We start from the raw sequence: 26,919 nt of genomic DNA, 5'->3' as shown, positions 1-26,919 counted from the left end.
CGAAACCCGTTGAACGGCCCGGCAATTGGGAGCGGGGCGGTGACCACTGACGAGCGGTTGACGTCAGCACAGGGCGGGCTCCGTGACCCTCAGTGACCGATCGGGCAACCGGGCGCGCCGCCGTAGTCGACCTGCCAGTGCTTGATGCCGTTCAGCCATCCGGATCGCAGTCGCTCCGGCGGCGAAATCGGCTTCAGGTCAGGCATATGGTCGGCGATCGCGTTGAAGATCAAGCTGATTGTCATCCGGGCCAGGTTGGCTCCGATGCAATAATGTGCGCCGGTGCCACCGAATCCGACGTGCGGGTTGGGATCACGCAAGATGTCGAAGGTGTAAGGGTCGTCGAAGACTTCCTCGTCGAAGTTGGCCGACCGGTAGAACATCACCACCCGTTGGCCCTTGCGGATCGGCACACCGGAAACTTCGGTGTCTGTTAGTGCCGTTCGCTGAAACGCCGTCACCGGGGTGGCCCAACGCACGATCTCGTCGGCCGTGCTGTGCGGACGCTCACGCCGGAAAAGCTCCCACTGGTCCGGGTATTCGGTAAACGCCATCATGCCCTGGGTGATGGAGTTGCGGGTGGTCTCGTTGCCCGCCACCGCCAGCATGAGGACGAAGAACCCAAACTCGTCGTCGGACAGTTTCTCGCCGTCGATGTCGGCCCGGATCAGCGTGGTGACAATGTCGTCACCGGGGTTCCTCGACTTCACGTCGGCCATCTGCATCGCATAGGCGAGCACCTGCATCGACGACGCCTCGGCGTCGATGTCTGCGTATTCGGGGTCCTCGCTGCCCGTCATTTCGTTGGACCAGCGAAACAATTTGGCTCGATCTTCTTGCGCCACCCCCAGCAGGCCGGCGATGGCCTGCAGCGGCAACTCGCAGGACACCTGTTCGACGAAGTCACCGGACCCTTGTGCGGCAGCATTTTTGACGATGTTGTGTGCACGCTGGTCGAGTTCGCTGCGCAGCCGCCCGACGGCCCGCGGGGTGAATCCCCGCGAGATGATCTTGCGCAGCCGGGTGTGGTGCGGGGCATCGATGTTGAGCAGCACCGAGCGCTGCATGTCGATGTTCTCCCGCTTCATGTCGTCGGGGAACCTTGGGATCGCGGTGTTGACGTAGGTGGAGAAGACGTCGCTTCTCAGCGAAATGTCTTTGACGTCTTTGTGTTTGGTGACGACCCAGAAGCCGCCGTCATTGAAGCCGCCCTTGCCAATCGGTTGGTCGTTCCACCAGATCGGGGCGACTCGGCGCAGCTCGGCAAGCTCGTCGACGGGCAACCGCCGGGCGTAGATGTCGGGGTCGGTGAAATCGAAGCCGGCAGGAAGGCTCGGGCAAGTCATCGGCCGGACTCCGGCGGCCGGTGCGCGCGCCCGCATGAGGGCCCGCTGGCCGCCCGATCGTCATGACCACTACTCCAAGCGGTATCCCACCACCGGGCAAGCCCCGCCGAGCCGCACATTCGGTTCCTCCCCAATTCAGCCGGCTACAACACGTCCGGCCTCATCAACTAATCGATCAGTTGATTGAATCCACTATGGGGACCGCGGGCCGCCACAGTCAAGAGCTGGGGCCCCGCGCAGGAGATTGCGCTACCGGACACACGCCGTGCGCGCCGATCCCGCCGCCGGGGAGCAGCGGGATCGGCACGACGCGAAACCCATTGGCAGCAAAGCGATCCCGCCGGGATCGCGACGACCCGGCGGGCGGCTAGCCCTTACGGGCCTTGATCGCCTCGGTCAGCTGCGGAGCAACCTTGAACAAGTCGCCCACCACGCCGTAGTCGGCGATCTCGAAGATCGGCGCCTCCTCGTCCTTGTTGACCGCGACGATGGTCTTGGACGTCTGCATGCCGGCACGGTGCTGGATGGCGCCGGAGATGCCCAGCGCGATGTAGAGCTGCGGCGACACCGTCTTGCCGGTTTGACCGACCTGGAACTGGCCCGGGTAGTAACCGGAGTCCACGGCGGCACGGGATGCGCCGACGGCACCACCCAGCGAGTCGGCCAGCGCCTCGACGACGCTGAAGTTCTCCGCACTGCCGACACCGCGGCCACCCGAGACCACGACGGTGGCCTCGGTCAGCTCCGGCCGGTCCCCGGCCACCGCAGGCTGGCGGGAAGTGATCTTGGTGGCGTTCTCGGCCGGAGCCGGCACTTCCACGCTGACCTGCTCACCGGCGCCCTCGGTGGGCTCCGCCTCGATGGCCCCGGCGCGCACCGAGATCACCGGGGTGTCGCCGGTGGCCTGGGCCTCGACGGTGAACGCGCCACCGAAGATGCTATGGACGCCCACCGCACCCTCTCGGACCTCCACCACGTCGACCAGCAGCCCCGATCCGATCCGCGCGGCGAGCCGGCCGGCGATCTCCTTGCCGTCGGCGGTGGCGGCCACCAGCACGGCGGCCGGGGCCGAGGACTCGGCCAGCGCCGCCAGCACGTCGACATACGGGGTGATCAGGTACTGGTCAACGACATCCGACTCGGCGACGTAGATCTTGGCGGCACCGGCCGCCTTCAGACCGTCGACCAGCGGCGCGGCGGTGCCCGGAGCACCGACCACGACGGCCGCCGGCTCGCCCAGCGCCCGGGCGGCGGTGATCAATTCGGAGGTGACTTTCTTCAGCGCACCTTCAGCGTGCTCAACGAGCACCAGTACTTCAGCCATGGGTTATATCGCTCTCGTCTCGGAATAGCGCTGATTCAGATGATTTTCTGGCCGACCAGGTACTGCAGGATCTGGTTGCCGCCCTCGCCCTCGTCGGCGACCTTCTCACCGGCCGTTTTCGGCGGCTTGGGTGTCGAGGACAACACCGCGGTCCCCGCATTGGCCAACCCCACCTCGTCGGCCTCGACGCCGATCTCGGCCAGGGTCAGCACGGTGACCTCTTTCTTCTTGGCGGCCATGATGCCTTTGAAGGACGGGAAGCGGGGCTCGTTGATCTTCTCGTTGACGCTGACCACCGCGGGCAGGGAGGCCTCGAGGGTGAACACACCGTCGTCGGTTTCGCGCTCACCGGTGACTTTGCCGCCCTCGACCGATAGTTTGCGCAGGTGGGTGAGCTGCGGTAGGCCCAGATACTCGGCGATGATGGCCGGCACCGCGCCGCCCACGCCGTCGGTGGACTCGTTACCGGCAATCACCAGCTCGGTGCCTTCGATGGTGCCCAGGGCTCGCGCCAGCGCCCATCCGGTCTGGATGACATCGGAGCCGTGCATGCCGTCGTCCTTGAGGTGGACGGCCTTGTCGGCGCCCATGGACAACGCCTTGCGAATCGCCTCGGTGGCACGCTCGGGGCCCGCGGTCAGCACGGTCACCGACCCTTCCCCGCCTTCTCGCTCCCGGATCTGCAGCGCTTCTTCCACAGCGCGCTCGTTGATCTCGTCCAGGACCGCGTCGGCGGCCTCCCGGTCGAGCGTCCAGTCACCCTCGGTCAGCTTGCGCTCCGACCAGGTATCCGGGACCTGCTTGATCAGGACCACGATGTTTGTCATGAGTGTGGCTCGTCCTCCTCGAAGGCGTCCGGCAGCGCTCGTCAGCCGGACTCGGTCACGCGGTTCGCAACCGCACAGGCATGTTACTAGGCGGTAACTTTTTGCGGTCTGCCCTCACACCATAGCGGGTCGTACTTGCCGGATTGCCCGGTCACCCCGGCAAACGGGGGGCCCTCGGCTCGCTGGTCGGCACCTGCCGCATCCTTGCCGGGCCGCCGGTAGCCGGTGCGCGGTTCGCGAATCGGGCGCTACGGGTTAGCCTGCCTTAACAATGAGCGCATTCGTCCCCGGCCATCCCCGAAACACCCCGACCGGCCCGCCGCCGGCGGTGCTGACCCTCACGGGTGAACGCACCATCCCCGACCTGGACGTCGAGAATTACTGGTTCCGCCGCCACGAGGTCGTCTATCAGCGGCTGGCGCCGCGCTGCGCGGGCCGTGACGTGCTGGAAGCCGGATGCGGCGAGGGCTACGGCGCCGACCTGATCGCCGAGGTGGCCCGCCGGGTGGTCGCAATCGATTACGACGAGGCCGCCGTGGCACACGTCCGCAGCCGTTACCCCCGGGTCGACGTGATGCAAGCGAACCTGGCCGCGCTGCCGCTGCCCGACGCCTCGGTGGACGTTGTGGTCAACTTCCAGGTCATCGAGCACCTCTGGGACCAGGGGCAGTTCGTTCGCGAATGCGCCCGGGTGCTGCGGCCGTCGGGCCTGCTGCTGGTGTCCACCCCGAACCGGATCACCTTCTCCCCCGGCCGCGACACCCCGATCAACCCCTTCCACACCCGCGAGCTCAACGCCGACGAACTCACCGAGCTGCTGGTCGACGCTGGCTTCGCCGAGGTCGTCATGTACGGGCTGTTTCACGGGCCGCGGTTGCGCGAGATGGACGCCCGCCACGGCGGCTCGATCATCGACGCCCAGATCGCGCGGGCGGTTGCCGACGCGCCGTGGCCCGCCGAGCTGGCCGCCGATGTCGCCGCGGTCACCACGGCCGACTTCGATGTGGTGAGCCGCGACGAGCGCGACATCAACCACGACATTCAAGACAGCCTGGATCTGATCGCGATCGCGGTGCGGCCGTGAACGCAACCGTAAGCCGGGTGCCCGGAATGTTCACCCTGGTCTTGCACACCCACCTGCCCTGGCTGGCCCATCACGGCCGCTGGCCGGTCGGCGAGGAGTGGCTGTACCAGTCTTGGTCGGCTGCCTACCTGCCGCTGTTTCGGGTGCTGCGCGCACTGGCCGGCGAAGACCGCCGCGGGTTGGTCACGCTGGGCATGACGCCGGTGGTCAACGCCCAGCTGGACGACCCGTATTGCCTCGACGGCATGCACCACTGGCTGGCCAACTGGCGACTGCGCGCCACCGAAGCCGCCAGCGTGCGGTGCCTGCCACGCTCGAAATCGGCGAGCTACCAGTCGTGCACGCCGGAAGCGTTGCGGGCGTTCGGGACTCGTGAGTGCGTTGAGGCCGACCAAGCGCTGCAGGACTTCGCGACACTGTGGCGTCACGGCGGCAGCCCGCTGCTGCGCGGCTTGATCGACGCCGGCGCGGTGGAGCTGCTCGGCGGCCCGTTGGCGCACCCTTTCCAGCCGTTGCTCAATCCCCGGCTGCGTGAGTTCGCGCTGCGCGAAGGCCTGGCCGACGCGTGGTTGCGGATGGCGGCCCGCCCGACCGGCATCTGGGCGCCCGAATGCGCCTACGCCCCCGGCCTCGAGCACGACTATGCCGCCGCGGGAGTCAGCCACTTCATGGTGGACGGCCCGTCACTGCACGGTGACACGGCGCTGGGCCGGCCGGTCGGCGACACCGACGTGGTCGCGTTCGGGCGTGACCTGCAGGTCAGCTATCGGGTGTGGTCGCCGAAATCCGGCTATCCCGGACATGCCGCCTACCGCGACTTCCACACCTACGACCATCTGACCGGTCTCAAGCCGGCCCGGGTCACCGGCCGCAATGTGTCCTCGGAGGCCAAGGCGCCCTACGACCCCGAACGGGCCGACCGCGCGGTGGACATCCACGTCGCCGACTTCGTCGACCTGGTGCGCGGCCGGCTGATCGCCGAGTCGGAGCGCATCGGGCGCCCCGCCCACGTGGTCGCCGCCTTCGACACCGAGTTGTTCGGTCACTGGTGGTATGAGGGGCCGACCTGGCTGGCGCGGGTGCTGCGGGCATTGCCGGCCGCCGGGGTGCGAGTCGGCACCCTGCGGGACGCACTGACCGACGGGTTCGTCGGCGAGGCCGTCGAATTGCCGCCCAGCTCTTGGGGTTCCGGCAAGGACTGGCAGGTGTGGAACGGCGAGAAGGTGGCCGACCTGGTCCAGCTCAACTCCGAAGTCGTCGACACCGCGTTGACCACCGTCGACAAGGCTCTGGCGCAGACGGCGTCGCTGGATGGGCCGATCCCCCGCGATCACGTCGCCGACCAGATCCTGCGCGAAACGCTGCTGACCGTCTCCAGCGACTGGCCCTTCATGGTGAGCAAGGACTCGGCCGCCGACTATGCCCGCTATCGGGCGCATCTGCACGCCCATGCGACCCGCGAGATCGCCGGGGCGCTGGCGTCGGGCCGGCGTGACAACGCGCAGCGGCTGGCCGATGGATGGAACCGCGCCGACGGTCTCTTCGGCGCTCTGGATGCCCGAAGGCTGCCCCGATGACCGCCTCGCCGGGGCCGCCGGGCCGCCGAGACTGCGCTGGCCGCATCCATCCTGCGCTCAGCGTCTATTCGGCGGTCGAATCCGCACTGTGGTTGCAGTTTCGGCGACGGAACGGGGGGCCGCTTCGGTGAAAATCCTGATGGTGTCGTGGGAGTACCCGCCGGTGGTGATCGGCGGGCTCGGCCGCCACGTGCACCACCTGTCGACCGCATTGGCGGCGGCCGGTCACGACGTCGTCGTGCTGTCGCGGCGGCCCGCCGGCACCGATCCCAGCACCCACCCGTCGTCCGACGTGGTCAGCGAAGGGGTGCGGGTGATCGCGGCCGCACAGGATCCGCACGAATTCAGCTTCGGCACCGACATGATGGCCTGGACCCTGGCGATGGGTCATGCGATGATCCGGGCCGGCCTGTCGCTCAAGAGGCACGGCACCGACCGGCCGTGGCGTCCCGACGTCGTGCACGCCCACGACTGGCTGGTGGCGCATCCGGCCATCGCGCTCGCCCAGTTCTACGATGTGCCAATGGTTTCCACGATTCACGCGACCGAAGCCGGACGGCATTCCGGCTGGGTCGCCGGAACAATCAGTCGTCAGGTACACGCGGTCGAGTCGTGGCTGGTCCGCGAATCCGATTCGCTCATCACGTGTTCCGCGTCGATGAGCGACGAGATCACCGAGCTGTTCGGTCCGGGCCTGGCCGAAACCACGGTGATCCGCAACGGTATTGACGCGGCGCGCTGGCCATTTGCGGCGCGGCGCGAGCACACCGGACCACCCGAGCTGCTGTATGTCGGCCGGCTGGAATATGAGAAGGGCGTGCACGACGCCATCGCCGCACTGCCGCGGATCAGGCGCGCCCACCCGGGTACCACACTGACCATCGCCGGCGAAGGCACCCAACGGGATTGGCTGGTCGAGCAAGCCCGTAAACACCGGGTACTCAAGGCAACCAAGTTCGTGGGGCACCTCGGCCACACCGAACTACTGGCGGTGCTACATCGAGCCGACGCGGCGGTATTCCCCAGTCACTACGAGCCGTTCGGGCTGGTCGCGCTGGAGGCCGCCGCCGCCGGCACCCCGCTGGTGACGTCGAACATCGGCGGCCTGGGCGAAGCGGTGATCAACGGCGTGACCGGCATATCGTGCCCGCCCCGTGATGTGACCGCGCTCGCCGCCGCGGTGTGCGCGGTGCTCGCCGACCCGGCCGCCGCGCAGCACCGGGCCCGCGCCGCCCGTGACCGGCTGACGTCCGACTTCGATTGGCGGACAGTCGCCGACGAGACCGCTCAGGTGTATCTGGCGGCCAAACGCCGCGAACGGCAGCCACTGCCCCGGCTGCCCATCGTCGAGCACGCCCTGCCAGACCGCTAAGAGGCCGCCAAGCCGATCGCGGTGGCGCAATACCGCCACAGCAAGTCGCGATCGTGGTCATTGGACCGGGTCCACGGCAGGTAGTGCTCTGGTCGGGGTCGACGATCGTGCCAAAAGGTGCCGGTCGGTGGTGCGGGACTGGTCGCGGCGAGCCATACGGCGGTGTCGGCGCCCTCTTGCAGGGTGCGCAGCAGCGGCCCGGTGACGGCGCGAAAACCCGGAAGTGACGCCGCTACGCCGGGGGTATCGGCCCAACCCGGATGCATGGAATACACGCGGATGCGGCGGTCGGCCCAGCGGCGGGCCAGGATCGGGGTGAATGCCACCTGCATCCGTTTGGTGCGGGCATACGCCACGGCACCGCGGTAGCGACCGGTGCGGTATTCGGGGTCCTCGACGGGCAGCGACTGAGTGTACATACCGCCGGAGGACATCAGGATCACCCGCGGGTCGTCGGATTCGGCCAGTATCGGAGTCAGTAGCTCGGTCAGCAGAATCGGCCCCAAAACATGTGTGGCCAGGGTGATTTCGTGACCATCGTCGGTCTCGTCACGGGTGGCGGGCAGCAATCCGGCATTGTGGATCAGCACGTCCAGCCGCGGCACCCGGGTGCGCAGGTCGGCGGCGAAGGTGCGAACGGCGCCCAGGCTGGACACATCGCACACCTCCACCCGCACGTCGGCGCCCGATTCGGCGACGATCTCGTCACGAGCTTGTTCGCCACTGTTGCGGTCGCGAACGGTCAGCAGGACGGTCGCGCCCAGCCCGGCCAGCCCCGCGGCGATGGCCTTGCCCAGGCCCCGGTTGGCGCCGGTGACCAGCGCCGTGCGGCCCCGCAAGGCGCCCGGCGGCGGGTCGCCTGCCCAGCTCGATCGGCGAAGCTGATAACCGATGCGGGTGTAACCGGGCACGACCGCCCGGTCGAGGGCCGTGTCGAGCAGCGGGCGCAGCCGGCCGAAAACGCTCATACCGCCCCATACTTCCCTATCCGGGGGCGCCAGCGGCACCCCCGCCGGCGGCTCAGCCGGCATCTCGGCCGCCACGGCTGCGCGCGTAGGCACGACCCCGCAGATCCGCCAGCCATCCCGGAAAAGCCGCAACCCGCGCGCGGTGTTGGTCACCGGATCGAACGACACGTCGTTACCCGTCCCCGGACTGACGACGCGGGTCAGCCTCAGGTGAGCCACCTTTCTCGAAATTTGCTCTGCCGCAAAACCTGGTCGAGGGCCACTTCGACGCCACCGTCGTTGACTCGTTCCCGAAGCTTGCCGAGAGACAGGCCGAATCCACCAGCACTTTGCCCGGTAGCGCAACGGCCTGGGGTGGTCATGGGTTGGCCCGTCCACGATGTGACCGGCCGGCCGCAGCGCCAGCGCCAGCGTCCGGCTCAGGACACCAGATCCCGCGGTGACCAACAGGATGCCCCACGGCGTCGCATCCACCTGCGGGGGCGCGACCCGCGGGTTCCCCTTCTCGGCAGCGCGACCAGCATCGGGTAGCACCGGTTATCGACGCTGCCGCGCAGCTGCTTTCGGGTCTGTCCCCGTTCGAATTCCGTCGTTCACCGGCCGATCGTGTGTCCCAAGGGCGGCTGTATTGGGCCAGCCGACCGTGCGTCGATGTAGAGCTGCCGCATGACCGCCTGCCACGACTGGGCCCATAGCGTTGAGCCGCGCGCCTCGTCGAGCAGTCCGACGATGACGGCGCGGTTGTCGTCGGTCAGCGTATATACCGGCCCGCCCAGGTCGCGTTGGTCTGCAGTCATGCCGGCAATGGCAAACCCGTCGTTGTCGACCGAGCTGACCCGGCCGCAGACTTGCCCGGAGGATATTCCGGCATGGCACACCGGCAGCGCCGGTTGCACGCCGAATCCCGGGATGGACTGCAATTGACGCCCGCTGGGCAATAGCTCGATGGCGATCACCTCGGGGGCCAGTGTGATGACTTCGTATTCGACGCCCGCTGCGGAGTCGGCTGCCGCGGGTTCGTTGGCGGTGCCGCGCCGGGCGAGCATCACGGTACCGACCACGTTCTCCTTGCTGTCGGTCACGGTGGACCCCTCGTCACAGCGGCCGGCGCTCACCGCGATCCGCAGCCGCGTTTCGACGAACCCCACGGTGCACACCATGGCGCCCTGATGAATTTCCATGCCCGGAAATACCGTGACACCGGGTTTGGCCGCAGCCGGCGCCGGTGCAGTGAGCACCACCAACGCGATCGCTATAGCTACCGCGGAATGGCGAAATCCGTACAACACGGTTTCCATTCAGCCGCTACCATTCCTCGCCTCCAAAGGGCAACTTCCACAGCCGTCAATTACCACGCTGTACAAGCCGCCCAGCGGGCTCAGATTACCCCTTTTCCGGCGCGGTGAAACCCAAATTGCGCAGAAGCACGCAGGCAGTGCTGAGCACATTTTCGGCGGCGATCTGGTCGCAGAGCGGTCGGCCACGGGCCTGCGATCGAAGGTCGGCAAGCGAAGTGGGATTGGGTGCGTGGTAGCCGAAAAGCGAAGACTCGCCGTCGTTCCCCCGCATCGGTTGCCGGGCCGAAATCTGTTGTGCCGCTGGCATTAAGTGCCGCTCCGGGCTCCGCGGCGGGGCCACGTGCGGCCACCGCCCCGCGGCTGCCGGCGTTAGGCTCTTCGACGAGGTTGAGTTCACAGCTGACCACCGCGGGGGCGGTGTCCCAAAGGCTGTAGCTCCCGCGCCCACCACCACACTCGATGGGCTCCAAGAATATGACTGCTTTAGGGGCTATCAGCCCACCAGAACAACCCCGCTGCCGCTATGTGGTCGACTGCGCCGGGGCCCGACTGTGCGTTTACGCGCGCAGCCTGGCCACCATTGTGCGTATCGACGGAGAGATCGACGCTTCGAACGCCGAGCGCATTGCCCACGAAATTCGGCGCTTCGCGCGGGTGAAGGCGCCGTTGATACTCGACTTGAGCCATCTCGATTTCCTCAGCGTTGACGGTTTTCGGGCTCTTCTGGTGCTCAACCACGAACACCACAAAGCCGGCCTGCACTGCAGCGTGATCGCGGGTCCTGCGATTCGACCGCTATTGCGCATTGTCATCAATCACGGTCTGCCTGTCGCCGATTCGATTGCCGAGGCTCTGCAGTTGGTCGAGGACGTCATCAGCTCGCGCCGTCAGTTCCTTGCCGGACTGGTCAAACAACGCGAACCGCAGCGCCGGACCCCACTCGCGCAAGTTTCCGGAGATCGTCGCTAAGCCCGTAGCGGGTCACCGCCTCGTCACCGGAACGGCAACTTCGTTGCGGCGCAAGCATGGCACAGTCCATGGTGGGTCATAAAACCACGCCACCGGAGCACCGGCCGGCGCGTACTCGGTGCCGTCGAGCAGCCGGAGCAATTCGTCGGTGTGTGAAGCGACGGCGCCGGGTCCGCGGTCACCGCTGAAACGCAGCACGGCGTACTCCTGCGCCGGTAGCGAGACGAGTTCGACGGATTCGTCGTCTGGCGTGGGTAGGGTATCCAGCGTCCACTTGGCCGGCATGAAAAACCGGATCACCCAGGTGCCGTCGCCGCCCGCTTGCTGTGCTACCGGGGCCGTCATGGCGATGCGCTTTCCTGCGCCGGCTGCTCCGAGGGCCCGTTGCTGACTGACCGGAGCCGTCATCGCGATTTTCGAATTCGCGTGATTCGCACCAAAAATGTAGCCCGCCAGTGCACGGAATCCGCGATTGCGGGCGCCTTCCTCGGTATCGCCTACGACGACTTCGGCCGCGATTCGGGAGCCGTAACGGCGGATCTGTAGTCCGCCGTGGAGCTGCTCTACGGTATGGGGCGGTTTCTCGGTCCCCGCCCGTACCCCGACGACCGAGCCGGCCGCCTCGACGAGCTGGGTCAGCAGTGGCGCGACACATCCCAGCATCTGCGGACCTACCTTTCGTGTGCTTCGTGGCCTGCGGCGCGGACCAGCCCGACGTGTCGGCTCTGAAAATATCGAATAGCCGTCTCTTTTTGCAGCAATCTCATTTTCCGGCGAAAACGCCGCGCACCGCGCCGTACCACGCTGCAGCCGGTGCCGACCGCGATCCCACGGCCAGTAGCCTCGATACGAACAGCTGTGGCGCGAAGGCGCAAGACGGGAGAACGTGCAATGAAACCGCAGAACCGGGGTCGGCACTTTCCCTATCGCTACGATCCTCGACTGGCTGCGATGTGGCTACCGTTTCGGTGGCCGGGAGGCCAGGGCGTGACGCTGACGGACGACGGCCGGTTTGTGGCTCGCTACGGGCCGTTTCGTGTCGAAGCGCCGTTGTCGAGCGTCCGCGACGCGCATGTCACCGGCCCGTATCGATGGTGGACCGCGGTCGGCCCCCGACTGTCGATGGTCGATGACGGACTCACCTTCGGCACGAACGCGCACGCCGGGGTGTGCGTCCACTTCGAACCGCCTGTTCACCGGGTGCTGGGACTCCGGGACCACTCGGCCTTGACGGTGACCGTCGCAGACCCTGAAGCGCTGGTGGCCGCGCTCAAGGGCGTTCAGTAGCCGCAGCGGCGACCGGGGCGGGCCGGACCGCGGCGGAAGGGCTTTCAGACCGACGCTGACGAGACGCCCGTTGCCACATCGTCCATGCCGCAACGGATACCACGATTGCCGTCGTGATCGCAGCCGCCGGCAGAACCAGCTGCGCCAACCACAGTCGCCGTTGCGCCCGCAGCACCATACGCTCTGCGCGCCGGGCTGGTCCTCTCGCGTTCACCCCACCCACATACCCGATGGCAGGTCCGCGAAACTCCGGCCGGAGCACCGCGTTCACCGGCGGGCGGCCAGTCGCGGTCTTTCAGGTCGCGCCGGAGACGACGGTCACTCTGCCGTACCCGGCTGCGGAGCTCAGCCGGCATTTCGATGGCCTCGGCGCGCGGCCTTGGGATCTGCGGAGGTTTCCTTTCGAGGCTTAACGGGAAATTCAGGTCGAGGGCGGGGTAATGCCGCCGAATCGAGAAATCAGCGGGAGGCAGATATGGCAAGCAGAAGTGGACCCCTGGAAGCCGTCAGCGGCATAGTGGAGGGCTTCAAGGGCGCGATCAAGCAAGTCATCGGTTTGGTGACCGGCAATGATCGGCTCGCGCAGGAAGCAAAGGCCCAGCAGGACAAGGCCGACGCCCAACGCCAGGCCGCCAAAAAAGAGGCCGCCGCCGAATCGGCCCGTGCCGGCGCGAAAGCCGCAAGAGAACGTCAGCAGGCCAACCAATAGTTCGTCGACGCGGTGGGCCTGGCCGGAATTCCGGCCGGGCCCACCGTCGGTTATCACCTACTCGTATTGGCGTACAAGGTATTCGAACGTCATTCTGCGGTCGCCGCCGCGCGGCCGGACGCAGACCGCCCCGGTGGTTGGGTTTGCTTAATACTTAAATAACTGAAATGCTTGCGGCGTGGTGTGGGACGGGCTCGCGGCTGCGGTGACCGGCAGGCGGTCGTGGCTGATCACGTTGGGCGTTGTCCTGTTCGGCGTCGGCTTCATGGTGTTGATCGGCCCCAATGCCGCGGCGGGTCAGGCACCGCAATCGGTGCCGAGCAACTCCGCGTCGGCCGAAGTCGAGGCGTTGTCGGCACAGTTCCCCGGCGGCGAACGCGCTCCGTTGCTGGTGGTCCTCACCCGCGCCGACGGCGCCGTCCTGGACGGAGCCGATCTCAAAGCCGCCGAACAAGTTCGAGATCGGATGGCGGCGGCTGCCCAGCCGGGCGCGCCGCCGGCACCGCTACCCGTGCAGGTGTCGGACGACGGCAAAGCGGCCATCGGGGTGGTGCCGATCAGCACCGGTCTTTCCGGGTTGGAACTCACCGACGCGGTCACGTCGCTGCGTGCCGCCGCGCACCGCGGGCTGCCGGCGGATCTGGATGCCCACGTCACCGGAGGCCCGGCGTTCGGCGCCGACATCGCCAACGCGTTCTCCGGCGCCAACGTCACCCTGCTGGCTGTCACGGGAACCGTGGTCGCGCTGCTGTTGATCGCGACCTACCGATCACCGGTGTTGTGGCTGCTGCCGCTGCTGGTGATCGGGTTCGCCGACCGACTTGCCGCGGCGGCCGGAACCGCGGTCGCCTCGGTGACCGGCCTCAGCTTCGACGGGGCTACCTCGGGGATCACCAGCGTGCTGGTCTTCGGCGCCGGCACCAACTATGCGCTGTTGTTGATTTCGCGTTACCGCCAGGAACTTCGGCGACACGCGGAACACCGCGGCGCCCTGCGCCGCGCGGTGCGAATGGCCGCGCCGGCGATCGTCGCCAGCAACGCCACCGTGGTGCTGGCGCTGCTCACGCTACTTTTTGCCGCTACTCCCAGCACCCGCAGCCTGGGTGCGCTGGCGGCATGCGGACTGCTCGTCGCGGCGGTGTCGGTGCTGGTGGTGCTGCCGCCGCTGCTGGCGTTGAGCGGCCGGCGACTGTTTTGGCCCTTCATCCCGGAGCCGGATGCCGGCGCGACCCTCGAATCGGGACTGTGGCACAGCGTCGCCGAACGGGTTGCCCGCCGTCCCGCCCTGGTCGCCGCGGCCACGATCGCAATACTGGCCCTGCTGGCCACCGGGTTACTCGGCACCCGCACCGGTTTGTCGCAGACCGAGCAGTTCCGGGTCAAGGCCGATTCGGTGACCGGGTTCGACATCGTGGACCGGCATTTTCCGGCCGGACTGGCCAGCCCGACGATCGTCGTGGCCCCTGCCGCACGGGTGCGGCAGGTGCAGCAGGCGATCAGCGCTACACCCGGAGTGGTATCGGCGACCGAGTCGGGTAGGTCGACGACCGGTCTGGCGAAATGGTCGGTGGTGATCGATGCGCCGCCGGCATCCAAGAAGGCGTTCGGTATCGTTGCAGCACTGCGCAATTCGACCGTTGCAGCATCCCCCGGCGCGTTGGTGGGCGGCGCCGATGCCCAAGCCCTCGACGTCGGCAACGCGGCGGCACACGACCGGAGGGTGCTGATTCCGGCGATCCTCATGGTCATCCTGCTCGTTCTGTACGCGCTCCTGCGAGCCGCGTTGGCGCCGCCTACCTTGCTGGCCGCGACCATTCTCGGCGCGCTGGCAGCACTGGGACTGGGTGGCTGGGCCAGCATCCACGTCTTCGGATTCCCGGCGCTGGACAACAGCACGCCGTTGTTCGCTTTCCTGTTCCTGGCCGCGCTCGGGGTCGACTACACCATCTTCTTGGTCGCCCGCGCCCGAGAGGAAGCCGCACACCACGGCGCCCGCAACGGCATGATCCGCGCGGTGTCGGCCACCGGCGGCGTCATCACCAGCGCGGGAATCGTTTTGGCCGCTGTTTTCTGTGTCTTGGGCGTGCTGCCGCTGATTGCGCTGACCCAGATAGGGATCATCGTGGGCCTGGGGATTCTGTTGGACACCTTTGTCGTGCGCACGCTGGTGATCCCGGCTTTGTTCACCCTGATCGGTGACCGTATCTGGTGGCCCACTTTCCCGAATATCGCTAGATATCAACCTGATCCGGCCTATGCACCGGCGAACGGAGGATTGGATGAATAAGTCGACACTGGCCGCTACCGGGCTGGCCGTCACTGTGGCGGCGGGTGCCGGAAGCATCGCCAGCCCGGGATCCACCGCCGGGTGGTACGCGCGGCTTCGCAAGCCCGCGTACCAGCCGCCAAGCATCGCCTTCCCGATGGTCTGGACCACCCTCTATGGCGACATCGCCACCAGCTCCGCGGTGGCGCTCGACCGGTTGCGCGCAGCCGGACACCACGACAAGGCACGCCGCTACGCGGCCGCGCTGGGCGTCAACCTGGTGCTCAACGGCGCATGGAGTTGGCTGTTCTTCCGGTTCCACAAACTCGGCGCGTCCGCGCTGGGCGCCGCGGTCTTGGCAACCAGCAGCGCCGACCTGGTGCGCCGGACCGCCCAAGCCGATCGGCGCGCCGGACTGGCGATGCTTCCCTACGCGGTGTGGACCGCGTTCGCCACCGCACTGGCCACCCACATCTGGCGGCTCAACCGCTGACCGCCCGATGGCGCGGGCGCTCTTGTGGTTTCGTCGCGACCTGCGGTTGCGCGACCATCCGGCGCTGGCCGCTGCCGCCGCCGACGATGAGGTGCTCGCCTGCTTTGTTCTCGATCCGCGGCTGGAGGCTTCGTCCGGCCGGCGCCGCCTCCAGTATTTGGGCGATTCGCTGCGGCAACTGCGCTCCGATCTGGGCGGCCGGCTGCTGGTGACCCGCGGGCGGCCCGAAGAACGAATTGCCAGAATTGCCAAGGAAATCGAGGCCTCGACGGTACATATCTCCGAGGATTTCGCACCATTCGGCCGGCGCCGCGACGAGCGGGTCCGCGCGGCGCTGGGCTCGGTTCCGTTGGTGGCGACCGGATCGTCGTATCTGCTGTCACCCGGACGCGTCGCCAAAGACGACGGGACCCCATATCGGGTATTCACCCCGTTCTTCCGCCGGTGGAGCGAGCTGGGTTGGCCGTCGCCGGCGCGTACCGGCCGCGACTGCGCGCGCTGGCTGGATCCGGCCCAGGTGCCCGTCGAACACTGCGAAATCCCCGACCCCGGTGTGCCGCTTGATTTGGCTGCGGGCGAGGCCGCGGCTCTTCGGGAATGGGGAGCCTTCGTCGACGACGGACTGGAACGCTACGCCCAGGATCGCGACCGGCCTGACCTCGACGGCACCAGCCGGATGTCGGCGCACCTGAGGTTCGGCACCATTCACCCCCGGACCATGGTCGCCGCCCTGGACTTCAGCGGTGCCGGTGCCCGGAGTTACCTGCGCGAGCTGGCTTTTCGCGACTTTTATGCCGCGGTTCTGTACGACCACCCGGCCAGCGCCTGGCGCAACTGGAACAGCGACTACGACCGCATCCGGACCGATACGGGAAGCCGGGCGGAACACCTCTTCGAGGCCTGGAAGGCCGGCGAAACCGGGTTTCCACTGATCGACGCGGGGATGCGCCAACTTCGCCAGACCGGGTTCATGCACAACCGGGTTCGGATGATAGCGGCATCGTTCTTGGTCAAGGACCTGCATCTGCCCTGGCAGTGGGGGGCGGCCTGGTTCCTGGATCAGCTCACCGACGGCGACGTGGCCAGCAACCAGCACGGGTGGCAGTGGTGCGCGGGATGCGGAACTGACGCCGCGCCGTATTTCCGGGTGTTCAACCCGACCACGCAGGGCCAGAAGTTCGATCCCTCAGGCGATTACATTCGCCGCTGGGTGCCTGAGCTGAGCGCCGCCACCGACGCCCACCTCCGGACAGGCAAACGCCCGTCCGGGTATCCGCCGCCGATCGTGGACCACGGCACCGAGCGCGCCGAGGCGCTGCGCCGCTACCGTGGCATGCGCTGACCGGCGCGCGGTAATTCCCGGATTCACTTTCGGAGAAGCTGTTTGGCATGTAATCATCAGCCGATTCACAGTTGTCCCAGTGTTCCCAAGCAGGGAGGCGATATGGCTTACTCGATCGTTCGCGCGTTGCTGATCTCAGGCGCTGCCTTGGGGCTGATGGCCAGCGCCGGAGCCTGCTCATGTTCGATCGGATCGTCGTCGCATTCGGTGAGCAAGAGCGAGGTCGCCAACCAGATCAGAGCCAAGATGACCGACGCCGCCGGCAACAAGCCCGAATCCGTGACCTGCCCGGCCGACCTGCCGGCAAAGGTAGGCGCGCAGCTCAACTGCGAGATGAAAGTCAAAGACTCGACCTACAACGTCAACGTCACCGTGACCAGTGTCGAAGGCAAGGACGTCAAGTTCGACATGGTGGAGACAGTCGACAAGAACCAGGTCGCCTCCATCATCAGCAACAAGCTGACCCAGCAGGTGGGCCGACGGCCTGATTCGGTGACCTGCCCCGACAACCTGAAGGGGGTAGAGGGCGCCACACTTCGTTGCCAACTCACCGACGGCAGCGACAAGTACGGCGTCAACGTGACCGTCACCAGCGTCGACGCCGGCGATGTCAACTTCGACTTCAAGGTCGACGACCACCCCGAATAGGTCGGCTTGGTCACGGCACAGTCAGGGTTTCCGGAGCGCTGAATCACCCGGGCTCCGCGACCCGCGACCACCCGCCGGCGGAAGCTAATCACACTGCCAGCAGACCTAGGAGTATCGATGGGTGGTTCCACATGGCGCACCACAGCACCTTGAGGTCTGAACATCTCCGGGGGCGGCGGGTGCTGGGGATCTTCACTCGCCCCGATGACGAAACACTGTGTGCCGGAGGGACCCTCGCCAAGTACGCGAGCGCTGGTGCCGATGTCAGGGTGGTCTCGATGACCAGGGGTGGCGCGGGCCAGATCAGGGATGCGAGCGTCGCGACGAGGACAAACCTCATGGCCGTTCGGAAGAGCGAATTGCGAGCCGCCGGCCAGGAGTTGGGGCTGCACGAGACAAGGTGCTTCGACTACCCCGATGGCGGGCTCCACGCACTCGACGCCGACGTCCTTGCGGGGCTCGCTATCGACCTGATCAACGAGATCGAGCCCGACGTCGTCGTGACCTTTGGTCCCGACGGCTTCAGCGGCCATCCCGACCACATCGCCGTGGGAGCCGTCGTCACCAGGGCCTGCCATGCGCGGCGATCCGATGCATCGATTCGTCTGTTTCACTGTCACATGCCCCAGAACCGGATGCTGTTGCGCGACCGTCTCGCTGCGTGGGTGGTCGAACTGAATTCCCGCTTCAAGGGGACCGCCGAATTCGTCAGGGCGCTTTCGGTGTTCTCCCGTGGCCCACGTCGTCGCCCTCGACGACGTCACGTGCCTGTCGTTCTCCGCAGCCGAGCCGACTGGCTTCGAGGGCCGCGGCGAGCAGACGCAACCCCTCCGGACACGGTCGCTGTCCTCGGGCGATCAGATCGACCCCAGAGTCACCACCTGTATCGACATCAGCGACTTCGTTGGCCACAAGATAAGGGCGACGGCCGCGCACCGCTCGCAATACCCGATCGACCCGACGATGTTCCCCGACCGCATCCTGCGAGAGATGTTCGGCGTCGAATACTTCATCCAGGTCCTGCCCGAGCCAGAACTCGCGACGTCGCTATTCGACGTGTAACGCGGGCGAGACTTGGCACACGTCGCATCCGACGATCATGTCGACCGAAGCCACCAGCCGAGCATGACCACCAGGTACTTACCGCACGGCAGGCGCCCATCGGACGGCTCGGCGGGGTCCAGCAGCCTCGGGCCGGTCAGCGTCCGACGCGCCGTCAAGCGGCTCACCCGGTGGTGGCCCCGACCCGATCCGGGATCGTGCTCTTGTCCGCCTGAGATGCTCTGCGGTAGGGGCCCGCCGCTGGTTGGCTAGCCTTGCGGACGGGTTCTCAGCGGGCCGCCTTCTTCCGCTCGATGTCGGCCAGGGCAGCGGCCAGTTCTGCCCGCTGAGCGGCCGACGCATCCCAGGCCACCTGCCGATTCTTGACCACCTTGGCCGGAGCGCCGACGGCGATCGAATAGTCGGGGACGACGCCGCGAACCACGGCGTGCGATCCCAGCACACAGCCGCGCCCGATCGAAGTGCCCCGCAACACCGTCACCTTCACACCGACCCAGGTGTCGGGCCCGATGCGGACCGGCGACTTCACGATGCCCTGGTCCTTGATCGGGACCGTGATGTCGTCCATGCGGTGGTCGAAATCACAGATGTAGCACCAGTCCGCCATCAGCACCGACGCCCCGATCTCGATGTCGAGATAGCAGTTGATGACGTTGTCCCGGCCGAGAACCACCTTGTCGCCGAAACGCAGGGAGCCCTCGTGGGCGCGGATGGTGTTCTTGTCCCCGATGTGCACCCAGCGGCCGATCTCCAGTTGGGCCAGCTCCGGCGTCGCATGAATCTCCACACCCTTACCGAGGAACACCATGCCCCGGGTGATGATGTGCGGGTTGGCCAGCTTGAACTTCAGCAGCCGCCAGTAGCGCACCAGGTACCACGGGGTATAGGCACGGTTGGCTATTACCCATTTCAGCGATGCCAGCGTGAGGAACCTGGCCTGGCGCGGGTCTCGCAGTTGCGCACCACGCCAGCGGCGATGCAGCGGCGCACCCCACATGGTCGTCATGGCGGGAAGCCTAGCCTGATTCCTTCTCGGGACGCACAGCGTCCCGTGGGGGTCAGGCACCCGCGTGCCGCCACGCGTTACCCTCACCTGTACCCGATGGCTGCTGTGCCGAAGGGCCCGACTCGCTTGCCGGCGACCGACGTTGCGGAAGGATTGGGGAACCCTGCGAAAGGACTGCGAAAGGTCGAGGTGCTTGCGCGACGTCTGCTGACCGCCATGTGCGCTGCCGTACTCACGATCACACTCGACGGTTGCGGCAACACGGATTCCTGGGTCGACGCCGCGCCGGCACTGGGCTGGCCCGCGCAATACGGCGATGCCGCCAACAGCAGCTACACCGCCACGAGCGGCGCCAGCCAGCTCAAGCTGGCGTGGACGCGTTCGGTCAAGGGCAGCCTGGCGGCCGGGCCGGCGCTGAGTGCCCGCGGCTACCTGGCGATCAACGCGCAGACCCCGGCCGGTTGTTCGCTGATGGAGTGGGAGAACAACAACAACGGCCGCCAGCGCTGGTGTGTCCGGCTGGTGCAGGGTGGCGGCTTCGCCGGCCCCTTACTGGACGGCTTCGACAACCTCTACGTCGGACAGCCCGGAGCGATGGTGGCCTTTCCCGTCACCCAGTGGACACGCTGGCGCCAACCCGTGATCGGGATGCCGACCACTCCGCGATTCGTCGGGCACGGCCACCTGCTCGTCGCAACCCACCTCGGGCAGGTGTTGGTTTTCGATACGCACCGCGGCAGGGTGGTCGGCAGCCCGGTGGATCTGGTCGACGGCGTCGATCCGGCCGATCCGATGCGCGGATTGGCCGACTGCGCGCCGGCACGGATGGGTTGTCCGGTGGCAGACGCCCCGGCTTTCTCAGCGGTCAACGGGACGGTAGTGCTTGGTGTCTGGCAGCCGGGGGCGCCGGGGGCGGGGCTGGTGGGCCTGAAATTGCGAGACCAACAGTTGGTCCGTGAATGGGCCAGTGACGCCGTCAAAGACGGGGTGCTCGCCAGTCCGGTGCTGTCCGCCGACGGAACGACGGTCTACGTCAACGGCCGCGACCAACAACTGTGGGCCCTGCACGCCGCCGATGGCAAGGTCAAATGGTCGGTGCCGCTGGGATTTCTGGCGCAAACTCCGCCCACGGTCACCCCGGATGGCCTGATCGTGTCCGGCGGTGGTCCCGACGCCCAGCTGGTGGCCTTCCACGACGCCGGCGACCATGCCGACCAGGCCTGGCGACGCGACGACGTCATGCCGTTGTCGACGTCCAGCCTGGGCGGGGGCGAGGTCGGCTACACGGTGGTTGCGGGTCCGCCGCACGACGGCGGGCCGGGTTTGTCGTTGCTGGTTTTCAATCCGGCCAACGGTCATACGATCAACAGCTATCCACTGCCGGCGGCCACCGGATATCCGGTCGGGGTGTCGATCGGGTATGACCGCCGGGTGGTAACCGCCACCAGCGACGGCCAGGTCTACAGCTTCGCGCCGGCTTAGCGGCCATACTTAGTCGATGTCTACCGATGATGCGGCCACGGCGACCGCGGCTGTGTCCAGCCGCCGCAGCCCCGCCCACCGAGCGCTGGATGTCACCGTCGCGATCCTGCTGCTGGGGGTGCACGCGCTGCTGTTCGTGGCGACGATGCTGGTGCTGGGCATACTCGTGATGGGCACCGACCCGTGCGGTGGGCAGCCGTGTGGTGATCCGGCCTGGGTCGACCGCGCCATCAGGTTGGGCTTGTGGGCCGGCATCGCGATCTTCGTCGCCGACCTCGTGGTCACCGTGTCACGTCTCGCGCGGCGCACAGTGGCCTTCTTCGTACCGATCATCGGGTGCGTGGCGCAGCTGGCGTTAGGCGGTGCCGCGGCAGCCATGGAATCGCTGGCCGGCCCGGTGTAAGGCTTAGATGGCCAACGGCGGGATAGCGTTGCGCGGCACCTGGACTTGAGTTGCTCCGGCATACGACGGCAGCAGCTCGCCCTGGGCGAAGTAGAAAATCAAGTCGTCGTCGGTGATGGCGAAGTTCTGGTAGTGGCTCGGATCGAGCCCGTTGGAGGGCAGTATCACCACTCCGAGGCCGGTCTGGTGTTCCAGGTCTCGTTGCACGATCGGAAAGATCGCGTCCAGCGGCGTGGTGCCGGGCGCAAACAGCGCGTCGAAGGTGATGGGTTGTTTGGTCCCGAGGTTGTAGTTGAAGGCCTTGTACCAGGTGAACGGATGTGCGCCACCGAGATCCTGGAAGAACTTGAGCACTACGCTGCGGGTGTTGTGTGGTGGCTGGCCGGCGCTGTGTTGTTCGGCGGTGGCGTCCATCTGGTACGGCCGGTCGCGTCGTGGCGACCCTTGCGCCACGTTGACGAATCCGTCGCGGTTCTGCGTGATGTAGTCGGTCAGTGCCTGCTGGTCGGGGTAGTCGACGGGGTAGGTCATGTCCAGTGTGTAGCTGGAGCCGGTCGCATGGATGTGGCACATCTGCGCTGCCTCGACCGAACCGCCGAGGCTGGCACAGGACGGCGGCGCGGCGCCCGCCGGGCAAGCCAACAGGACCGCAGCAGCCAGCACTGCGGCCGCTATCAGATGACGCATTGTCGAATATTCCTCGCAGACCTTCGGGCAGTGGCGCCGCCAAGGGTGATCGCCGCCAGCGTACCCGGCCACTACCGGGACGGGCAGCATACGAAGGCGGTCCCGCGGCCGGCAGCCGCCGAACCGATCCGGGCGATGACCACCGACAGTGGTCGGCTGCCACGCAACCGCAGCCGTCGCCGCAGCGCGTCGGGATCCACCTGCACGCCGCGGACCAGGATCTCCAGCGCCCCGCAATCCAGCGCAGTCAGTGCCTGGCGCAACCGGCGCTCGTCGAACGCCAGCTGCTCAAGCACCTCGAAACCGCGCACCCCCGCGGGCAGCCGGTCACCGGACAGGTAGGCAATTTCGGGATCGAGCTGCCACAGCCCGTGCCGGGCGCCGTAGTGGCGGACCAGGCCGGCCCGGACGACGGCCCCGTCGGGATCGATGATCCACCGCCCGGCGCGCCGCACCCCGCAGTCGTCGGGCCCGGTATCGGTGATCTGTTCGCCGCTGTCGAGGATGCTGGCCCGCCGGCGCACCCCCGGTTCGGCCAATCCGGCCGACCACAGGCACGCCTCCCGAACCGAGCCACGGTATGCCGTCACTTCGACTTCGCCCTCGAAGCCGAGCCGGCTTACCTGCTCGAAATCGATTCCGGGAGCGCACTTTACGACGAGCTCACGGCCACGGTAGGTCGTCAGCAACGGGCCCAGCGGCGGTTGATAGTCGGCTGGGCGCAGGCGCCGCCGCCCACCCCGGCGACGCGCCGGGTCGACGACGACGACGGCATCCCGGGTCACGGGGTGCAGGGCGTCGGCGCGACACAGGTCGGCATCGGGTCCCAGGTTGTGGCGCGCCATCGCCAACCGGACGGAGTCGATGTCGCTGCCCACCGCCCGTGCCGACGTTCGGCGCAGCGCGGCCAGCTCGGTGCCGACGGAACACGTCGCGTCGTGCACCACCCGACCGGCCAGCCGCCGGGCTCGATGCAGCGCCACCGCCGCGACCGTGGCCTGCTGCAGCGCCTCATCCGTGAACAGCCAATTCGAGACGTCGCCCAGATCGGCCAGTTTGTCCGTAGCGCGCCGCCGTAACAGCGTGGTCTCGACCAGGATGGGCGCCTGGCTGCCGAACCGCGCGCGCACCGCGGCAATGTCGGCGACCCGCGTCGCGTCGCTCAACTCGAAGTCGGTGACCGCGGCCAACGCAGCAGCACCCGCGTCCGAGCGGAGGTATTCGACGTCGTCCGCGCTGAACGCGAGGCCGCTCAGGACGGCTTGACCCCGGTGACCATCACGTTGTAGAACCAGCCCTTCGGCGCCAGGTGCCGCCACACGTTGGCGTCCACCCAGCTCAGCGTCTTCCAACCGGTGAATGCGAACTTCGCCCAGCCCCAGCCCAGTCGGCCGGGCGGCAGCGAGGCCTCGAACGTCCGGACCGGCCAGCCGAACATGGCGGCGGTGAACTCCTCGCTAACGGTCTGGACCTCTACCGCGCCGGCGCCGCTGGCCATCCGCTCGAGGTCGGCCGGGGTGAACGTGTGCAGGTCGACGATGGCCTCCAGCGCCGCGGCGCGTGAGGATTCGTCGAGCTCGGCCTGTGGACGTCGCCAGCTGCCCAGCCCGGGCAACCTGGTGACGTTGGTCGCGACGCGCCAGGTCAGAGTGGACAGGGCACGGGCGTATCCGTTGCCGACGGTGGTCGGCTCGCCCGCGAACACGAAGCGGCCGCCCGGCTTCAATACTCGGATCACTTCGCGCAGCGACAGCTCCACATCGGGGATGTGGTGCAGCACGGCATGCCCGACCACCAGGTCGAAGGTGTTGTCGTCGTACGGGATGCCCTCGGCGTCTGCCACCCGGCCGTCGATCTCCAGCCCCAGGGACTGCCCGTTACGGACGGCGACCTTGACCATGCCCGGTGAGAGGTCGGTGACCGACCCGCGCCGGGCGACCCCCGCCTGGATCAGGTTGAGCAGAAAGAACCCGGTGCCGCAGCCCAGTTCCAGCGCTCGGTCGTACGGCAGCTCGCTCAGGACCTCGTCGGGCACGATGGCGTCGAACCGTCCCCGGGCGTACTCGACGCAGCGCTGGTCGTAGGAAATCGACCATTTCTCGTCGTAGTTCTCGGCTTCCCAGTCGTGGTAGAGGACCTGGGCGAGCTTGCTGTCATGCCGGGCGGCTTCCACCTGTTCGGCGGTGGCGTGCGGGTTGGGCACGACGTCGGTCGAACTGCTCGTCATACCGGGAAGCCTAACGGCCGGCGTCGTCGCCCTTGCCGCCGCCGCCTTGACATTCGGCGAACACCTCGACGTAACGACGCCGTTCTGCGGCGGGTCGCAGCGCCGGTTCCAGTTCGAGGACGTCGTTGATGACGGCCTTGGCGGCGGCGAGCGCGCGGGGCGGGCCGTCGACGAAGCGGCGCGCCCACCCGACCGCGGAGTCGTAGACGTCGTCGGGCGCCACCATGTCGTCGATCAGCCCGAGCTCCAACGCCTCCTCGGCGTCGAAGAAGCGCCCGCTGAACACCAGCTCCTTGGCCCTGCTGGGACCGGTGACCTGGGTCAGGCGCGCCATGCCACCTCCGCCGGGTATCAGCCCGGCCAAGATCTCCGTCGCGCCGAACTTCACGTTGTCGCCGCTGACCCGCCAGTCGGCGGCCAGCGCCAGGGTGAAGCCGGCGCCCAACGCGTATCCGGTGATCGCGGCCACGGTCGGCTTGGGGATCGCCGCCACGGCGTCGATGGCATCGCGCCGCACCCGTGCGGCGGTATCGGCCTCGGTCGCGGTCAGCGTGCGCAACTCGGGCATATCGTCGCCGGCGGAAAAGATCTCGTGGCCGCCGAACAGGATGACCGCTGCGACGTCCTCGCGGCGGCCCAAATCGTCTGCCGCGGAAACGATTTCCCGGTAGACCTGGCGAGTCATCGCGTTGGTCGGCGGTCGCGACACCACCAGCGTGGCCAGGCCCTCGTTGGCGACGACGCCGACGAACTCCCTCATAGCGGCCACGCGGTGAATCCGCCGGAGCGGCGCGCCTGGTTGTAGCGGTCGGAGTCGAAGAATTCGATCTCCCAGTTGTCCCCCTGCAGCGCGAGGTTGGGTTGCACCGGCACAATCGTGCGCTCCACGGCCAGCACGTCGGCCACCGTCCGGCCCGCCAGCGCATCGAGTTGGGTCCAGGTGGGCGGCAGCAAGATGTTTCGCCCGGCAGCGAAGTCGTCGATGGCGTCCTGGGGCAGCGTCCAGTCGGCCCGGTCGGACTCGGTGTTCTCACCGTCGGCACGCTGACCTTCCGGCAGGGCTCCGACGAAGAAATAGGTGTCGTAACGACGGGTGAGCTCAGCCTCCGGGGTGACCCAATTGGCCCAGGGGCGCAGCAGGTCGGAGCGCAGCACCAGATCTTCGCGGCCCAGGAAGTCCGCGAAGGACAGCGTGCGGTCGGCCAGGGCCGCGCGGTACTCGCGGTACACGGAGGCGTCACGCACGATGCTGTTCGGGTCGTGCGCCGGTCCGGCGAACAGCACCCCCGATTCCTCGAACGTCTCGCGAGCAGCGGCGCACACCAACGCCTCGGCGAGGTCGGGTTCGGTGCCGAAGCGCTGTGCCCACCACAGCGGCGGCGGGCCCGCCCACGCGATATCGGCATTGCGGTCCCGGTCGTCGACGCCGCCGCCGGGAAACACCATCACCCCGGCTGCGAAATCCATGGCGGAGTGGCGCCGCATCAGGAAAACGGACAAGCCGGCCCCGGAATCGGGCTCCGCGTCCCGGACCAGCATCACGGTCGCTGCGGGCCGTGGCACCAGGGGCACCTGCTCCGGCGGTGAGTTCATGGCTGCCTCCGATGAGCTGCGCGGGTGCGGACCCGCCTGGCGAAGTATCGCCCGTCGACGACGTCCACGGCGATCTGCTGGCCGAACGCGGTGGACAGGTTTTCCGCGGTCAGCACGTCTGGCAGCAGGCCGGCCGCGACGACCTGGCCTTCGGCCAGCAGCAGGCAGTGGCTGAACCCGGGCGGCACTTCCTCCACATGGTGGGTGACCAGCACCAGCGCGGGCGCATCCGGGTCGGCGGCGAGGTCGGCCAGCCGCGCCACCAGCTCCTCGCGGCCGCCGAGGTCCAGGCCCGCGGCGGGTTCGTCGAGCAGCAGCAGTTCCGGGTCTGTCATCAGGGCCCGGGCGATCAGCACCCGCTTGCGCTCGCCTTCGGACAGCGTTCCGTAGGTGCGGTCGGCCAGGTGTTCGGCCCCCAGGCTTTCGAGCATGTCGACGGCACGCCGGTAGTCGACGTCGTCATACTGCTCCCGCCACCGGCCGAACACGGCATATCCGGCTGAGACGACAAGGTCGCGCACCACTTCGTCGATGGGCACCCGCTGCGCCAGGGCCGACGAGCTCAGTCCGATCCGGGCACGCAACTCCGACACATCGACTCGGCCGAGCCGTTCACCGAGCACGAATGCGACTCCGGTCGACGGGTGCTCGGCTGCCGCGGCGATGCGCAGCAGCGACGTCTTGCCGGCCCCGTTGGGACCGATGATCACCCAGCGTTCGTCGAGTTCGACAGCCCAATCCAGCGGCCCCACCAAGCTGCGCCCGTTGCGGCGCAGCGAGACATTCCTGAAGTCGATCAGCAGGTCTGGATCGGCTGTCTCCTGGTCAGCTGGTGAGCCGGATTCGGGCACCCGCCAATCGTGCCGCACCGCCCTCGTGCGGTAGCTGTCGGGTCGACCCCGTCCGCTCAGCAGACGCGGAATCGCATCGAAATCGCTGATTTCGTGCG

26 protein-coding genes and 1 pseudogene are annotated in these 26,919 nt (G+C 67.6%); 14 read left to right on the top strand and 13 right to left on the bottom strand.

Annotated features, from left to right (window positions below; all coding sequences use genetic code 11):
* Positions 1–89 precede the first annotated feature (89 nt).
* From MKAN_RS22320 to MKAN_RS22310, 3 genes are all read right to left on the bottom strand, one after another.
* Positions 90–1,346 carry a cytochrome P450 gene (locus tag MKAN_RS22320; protein WP_036391897.1) on the bottom strand — a complete coding sequence of 419 codons (1,257 nt, stop codon included), beginning with the start codon at positions 1,344–1,346 and terminating at the stop codon, positions 90–92.
* Positions 1,347–1,713: 367 nt separating this feature from the next.
* Positions 1,714–2,670: an electron transfer flavoprotein subunit alpha/FixB family protein gene (locus MKAN_RS22315; RefSeq protein WP_023372144.1), complete on the bottom strand. Its 957-nt coding sequence runs from the start codon at positions 2,668–2,670 to the stop codon at positions 1,714–1,716.
* Positions 2,671–2,705: 35 nt separating this feature from the next.
* On the bottom strand, positions 2,706–3,497 hold the full coding sequence (locus MKAN_RS22310; protein WP_023372143.1) for an electron transfer flavoprotein subunit beta/FixA family protein: 792 nt from the start codon (positions 3,495–3,497) through the stop codon (positions 2,706–2,708).
* A gap of 271 nt (positions 3,498–3,768) precedes the next feature.
* Between MKAN_RS22310 and MKAN_RS22305 the strand changes: the two genes are divergently transcribed.
* From MKAN_RS22305 to MKAN_RS22295, 3 genes are all read left to right on the top strand, one after another.
* Positions 3,769–4,581, top strand: coding sequence for a class I SAM-dependent methyltransferase (locus tag MKAN_RS22305; RefSeq protein ID WP_023372142.1), 813 nt, complete (start codon positions 3,769–3,771; stop codon positions 4,579–4,581).
* A 26-nt stretch (positions 4,582–4,607) separates the two neighbouring features.
* Positions 4,608–6,158: a 1,4-alpha-glucan branching protein domain-containing protein gene (locus MKAN_RS22300; RefSeq protein ID WP_371686036.1), complete on the top strand. Its 1,551-nt coding sequence runs from the start codon at positions 4,608–4,610 to the stop codon at positions 6,156–6,158.
* 127 nt (positions 6,159–6,285) lie between these two features.
* A complete protein-coding gene (locus MKAN_RS22295) occupies positions 6,286–7,530 on the top strand; it encodes a glycosyltransferase family 4 protein (RefSeq protein ID WP_023372140.1) in 1,245 nt (414 codons plus the stop codon).
* On the opposite strand, the gene MKAN_RS22290 is transcribed toward MKAN_RS22295, so the two are convergent.
* Complete coding sequence (locus MKAN_RS22290; RefSeq protein WP_036391894.1) at positions 7,527–8,498, bottom strand: SDR family NAD(P)-dependent oxidoreductase; 972 nt, start codon at positions 8,496–8,498, stop codon at positions 7,527–7,529. The two genes, MKAN_RS22295 and MKAN_RS22290, sit on opposite strands and share 4 nt — an antisense overlap.
* 593 nt (positions 8,499–9,091) lie before the next feature.
* A complete protein-coding gene (locus MKAN_RS22285; protein ID WP_023372138.1) occupies positions 9,092–9,796 on the bottom strand; it encodes an Rv1815 family serine proteinase in 705 nt (234 codons plus the stop codon).
* A 474-nt stretch (positions 9,797–10,270) separates the two neighbouring features.
* Between MKAN_RS22285 and MKAN_RS22275 the strand changes: the two genes are divergently transcribed.
* Positions 10,271–10,765, top strand: coding sequence for an STAS domain-containing protein (locus MKAN_RS22275; protein WP_080674130.1), 495 nt, complete (start codon positions 10,271–10,273; stop codon positions 10,763–10,765).
* Between the two features lie 12 nt (positions 10,766–10,777).
* Here MKAN_RS22275 and MKAN_RS22270 read toward each other — a convergent pair whose 3' ends face one another.
* Complete coding sequence (locus MKAN_RS22270; protein WP_023372135.1) at positions 10,778–11,428, bottom strand: SOUL family heme-binding protein; 651 nt, start codon at positions 11,426–11,428, stop codon at positions 10,778–10,780.
* 228 nt (positions 11,429–11,656) lie between these two features.
* Between MKAN_RS22270 and MKAN_RS22265 the strand changes: the two genes are divergently transcribed.
* From MKAN_RS22265 to MKAN_RS32210, 8 genes and pseudogenes are all read left to right on the top strand, one after another.
* On the top strand, positions 11,657–12,052 hold the full coding sequence (locus MKAN_RS22265) for a hypothetical protein (protein WP_023372134.1): 396 nt from the start codon (positions 11,657–11,659) through the stop codon (positions 12,050–12,052).
* Positions 12,053–12,527: 475 nt separating this feature from the next.
* On the top strand, positions 12,528–12,761 hold the full coding sequence (gene mbp1 / locus MKAN_RS22260) for a microaggregate-binding protein 1 (protein WP_023372133.1): 234 nt from the start codon (positions 12,528–12,530) through the stop codon (positions 12,759–12,761).
* 178 nt (positions 12,762–12,939) lie between these two features.
* Positions 12,940–15,048, top strand: coding sequence for an MMPL family transporter (locus MKAN_RS22255; protein ID WP_023372132.1), 2,109 nt, complete (start codon positions 12,940–12,942; stop codon positions 15,046–15,048).
* On the top strand, positions 15,041–15,520 hold the full coding sequence (locus MKAN_RS22250) for a TspO/MBR family protein (RefSeq protein WP_023372131.1): 480 nt from the start codon (positions 15,041–15,043) through the stop codon (positions 15,518–15,520). The genes MKAN_RS22255 and MKAN_RS22250 overlap by 8 nt, the downstream gene beginning before the upstream one ends.
* A gap of 7 nt (positions 15,521–15,527) precedes the next feature.
* Complete coding sequence (locus tag MKAN_RS22245) at positions 15,528–16,862, top strand: cryptochrome/photolyase family protein (protein WP_023372130.1); 1,335 nt, start codon at positions 15,528–15,530, stop codon at positions 16,860–16,862.
* Between the two features lie 102 nt (positions 16,863–16,964).
* Positions 16,965–17,510: an anti-apoptotic protein gene (locus MKAN_RS22240; protein ID WP_023372129.1), complete on the top strand. Its 546-nt coding sequence runs from the start codon at positions 16,965–16,967 to the stop codon at positions 17,508–17,510.
* A gap of 131 nt (positions 17,511–17,641) precedes the next feature.
* Positions 17,642–18,025 (top strand): annotated as a pseudogene (locus MKAN_RS33105) (PIG-L deacetylase family protein); the annotation flags it as partial.
* 217 nt (positions 18,026–18,242) lie between these two features.
* The gene (locus tag MKAN_RS32210; protein WP_023372128.1) at positions 18,243–18,572 is read left to right on the top strand and encodes a PIG-L deacetylase family protein; all 330 of its coding nucleotides are present in this window, start codon (positions 18,243–18,245) and stop codon (positions 18,570–18,572) included.
* A gap of 268 nt (positions 18,573–18,840) precedes the next feature.
* On the opposite strand, the gene MKAN_RS22230 is transcribed toward MKAN_RS32210, so the two are convergent.
* A complete protein-coding gene (locus MKAN_RS22230) occupies positions 18,841–19,578 on the bottom strand; it encodes an acyltransferase (protein ID WP_023372127.1) in 738 nt (245 codons plus the stop codon).
* A 216-nt stretch (positions 19,579–19,794) separates the two neighbouring features.
* On the opposite strand from MKAN_RS22230, the gene MKAN_RS22225 reads away from it, so the two are divergent.
* Complete coding sequence (locus MKAN_RS22225) at positions 19,795–21,060, top strand: outer membrane protein assembly factor BamB family protein (protein ID WP_051404586.1); 1,266 nt, start codon at positions 19,795–19,797, stop codon at positions 21,058–21,060.
* A gap of 16 nt (positions 21,061–21,076) precedes the next feature.
* Positions 21,077–21,463, top strand: coding sequence for a hypothetical protein (locus MKAN_RS22220; protein ID WP_023372125.1), 387 nt, complete (start codon positions 21,077–21,079; stop codon positions 21,461–21,463).
* A 3-nt stretch (positions 21,464–21,466) separates the two neighbouring features.
* Here MKAN_RS22220 and MKAN_RS22215 read toward each other — a convergent pair whose 3' ends face one another.
* From MKAN_RS22215 to MKAN_RS22190, 6 genes are all read right to left on the bottom strand, one after another.
* Positions 21,467–22,150 carry an esterase gene (locus tag MKAN_RS22215; RefSeq protein WP_023372124.1) on the bottom strand — a complete coding sequence of 228 codons (684 nt, stop codon included), beginning with the start codon at positions 22,148–22,150 and terminating at the stop codon, positions 21,467–21,469.
* 71 nt (positions 22,151–22,221) lie between these two features.
* Positions 22,222–23,445: a THUMP-like domain-containing protein gene (locus MKAN_RS22210; protein ID WP_225722957.1), complete on the bottom strand. Its 1,224-nt coding sequence runs from the start codon at positions 23,443–23,445 to the stop codon at positions 22,222–22,224.
* Positions 23,403–24,377, bottom strand: coding sequence for a class I SAM-dependent methyltransferase (locus tag MKAN_RS22205; RefSeq protein WP_023372122.1), 975 nt, complete (start codon positions 24,375–24,377; stop codon positions 23,403–23,405). The genes MKAN_RS22210 and MKAN_RS22205 overlap by 43 nt, the downstream gene beginning before the upstream one ends.
* Positions 24,378–24,387: 10 nt before the next feature.
* Positions 24,388–25,137, bottom strand: a complete 750-nt coding sequence (locus MKAN_RS22200; protein ID WP_023372121.1) for an enoyl-CoA hydratase — start codon at positions 25,135–25,137, stop codon at positions 24,388–24,390.
* On the bottom strand, positions 25,134–25,970 hold the full coding sequence (locus MKAN_RS22195; protein WP_023372120.1) for an NUDIX hydrolase: 837 nt from the start codon (positions 25,968–25,970) through the stop codon (positions 25,134–25,136). Before MKAN_RS22195 ends, MKAN_RS22200 begins: the two co-directional genes overlap by 4 nt.
* Entirely contained in the window at positions 25,967–26,839 is an 873-nt protein-coding gene (locus MKAN_RS22190) for an ABC transporter ATP-binding protein (RefSeq protein WP_023372119.1), read from the bottom strand. The genes MKAN_RS22195 and MKAN_RS22190 overlap by 4 nt, the downstream gene beginning before the upstream one ends.
* Positions 26,840–26,919: the final 80 nt, after the last annotated feature.

This window comes from Mycobacterium kansasii ATCC 12478, from assembly GCF_000157895.3.
In the GTDB taxonomy this organism is placed as follows: domain Bacteria; phylum Actinomycetota; class Actinomycetes; order Mycobacteriales; family Mycobacteriaceae; genus Mycobacterium; species Mycobacterium kansasii.
This window is presented reverse-complemented; position numbering and strand designations above follow the sequence as displayed.

Excerpts from the sequence above, each read along its gene's own strand:
- MKAN_RS22275 (WP_080674130.1), top strand. The coding sequence starts at position 10,271 with ATGACTGCTTTAGGGGCTATCAGCCCACCAGAACAACCCCGCTGCCGC.
- MKAN_RS22220 (WP_023372125.1), top strand. The coding sequence starts at position 21,077 with ATGTCTACCGATGATGCGGCCACGGCGACCGCGGCTGTGTCCAGCCGC.
- MKAN_RS22290 (WP_036391894.1), bottom strand. The coding sequence starts at position 8,498 with ATGAGCGTTTTCGGCCGGCTGCGCCCGCTGCTCGACACGGCCCTCGAC.
- MKAN_RS22230 (WP_023372127.1), bottom strand. The coding sequence starts at position 19,578 with ATGACGACCATGTGGGGTGCGCCGCTGCATCGCCGCTGGCGTGGTGCG.
- MKAN_RS22305 (WP_023372142.1), top strand. The coding sequence starts at position 3,769 with ATGAGCGCATTCGTCCCCGGCCATCCCCGAAACACCCCGACCGGCCCG.
- MKAN_RS22225 (WP_051404586.1), top strand. The coding sequence starts at position 19,795 with ATGTGCGCTGCCGTACTCACGATCACACTCGACGGTTGCGGCAACACG.
- MKAN_RS22300 (WP_371686036.1), top strand. The coding sequence starts at position 4,608 with ATGTTCACCCTGGTCTTGCACACCCACCTGCCCTGGCTGGCCCATCAC.
- MKAN_RS22240 (WP_023372129.1), top strand. The coding sequence starts at position 16,965 with ATGGCTTACTCGATCGTTCGCGCGTTGCTGATCTCAGGCGCTGCCTTG.
- MKAN_RS22265 (WP_023372134.1), top strand. The coding sequence starts at position 11,657 with ATGAAACCGCAGAACCGGGGTCGGCACTTTCCCTATCGCTACGATCCT.
- MKAN_RS22320 (WP_036391897.1), bottom strand. The coding sequence starts at position 1,346 with ATGACTTGCCCGAGCCTTCCTGCCGGCTTCGATTTCACCGACCCCGAC.
- MKAN_RS22245 (WP_023372130.1), top strand. The coding sequence starts at position 15,528 with ATGGCGCGGGCGCTCTTGTGGTTTCGTCGCGACCTGCGGTTGCGCGAC.
- MKAN_RS22250 (WP_023372131.1), top strand. The coding sequence starts at position 15,041 with ATGAATAAGTCGACACTGGCCGCTACCGGGCTGGCCGTCACTGTGGCG.
- MKAN_RS22200 (WP_023372121.1), bottom strand. The coding sequence starts at position 25,137 with ATGAGGGAGTTCGTCGGCGTCGTCGCCAACGAGGGCCTGGCCACGCTG.
- MKAN_RS22195 (WP_023372120.1), bottom strand. The coding sequence starts at position 25,970 with ATGAACTCACCGCCGGAGCAGGTGCCCCTGGTGCCACGGCCCGCAGCG.
- MKAN_RS22310 (WP_023372143.1), bottom strand. The coding sequence starts at position 3,497 with ATGACAAACATCGTGGTCCTGATCAAGCAGGTCCCGGATACCTGGTCG.
- mbp1 (WP_023372133.1), top strand. The coding sequence starts at position 12,528 with ATGGCAAGCAGAAGTGGACCCCTGGAAGCCGTCAGCGGCATAGTGGAG.
- MKAN_RS22285 (WP_023372138.1), bottom strand. The coding sequence starts at position 9,796 with ATGGAAACCGTGTTGTACGGATTTCGCCATTCCGCGGTAGCTATAGCG.
- MKAN_RS22315 (WP_023372144.1), bottom strand. The coding sequence starts at position 2,670 with ATGGCTGAAGTACTGGTGCTCGTTGAGCACGCTGAAGGTGCGCTGAAG.
- MKAN_RS22270 (WP_023372135.1), bottom strand. The coding sequence starts at position 11,428 with ATGCTGGGATGTGTCGCGCCACTGCTGACCCAGCTCGTCGAGGCGGCC.
- MKAN_RS22215 (WP_023372124.1), bottom strand. The coding sequence starts at position 22,150 with ATGCGTCATCTGATAGCGGCCGCAGTGCTGGCTGCTGCGGTCCTGTTG.
- MKAN_RS22205 (WP_023372122.1), bottom strand. The coding sequence starts at position 24,377 with ATGACGAGCAGTTCGACCGACGTCGTGCCCAACCCGCACGCCACCGCC.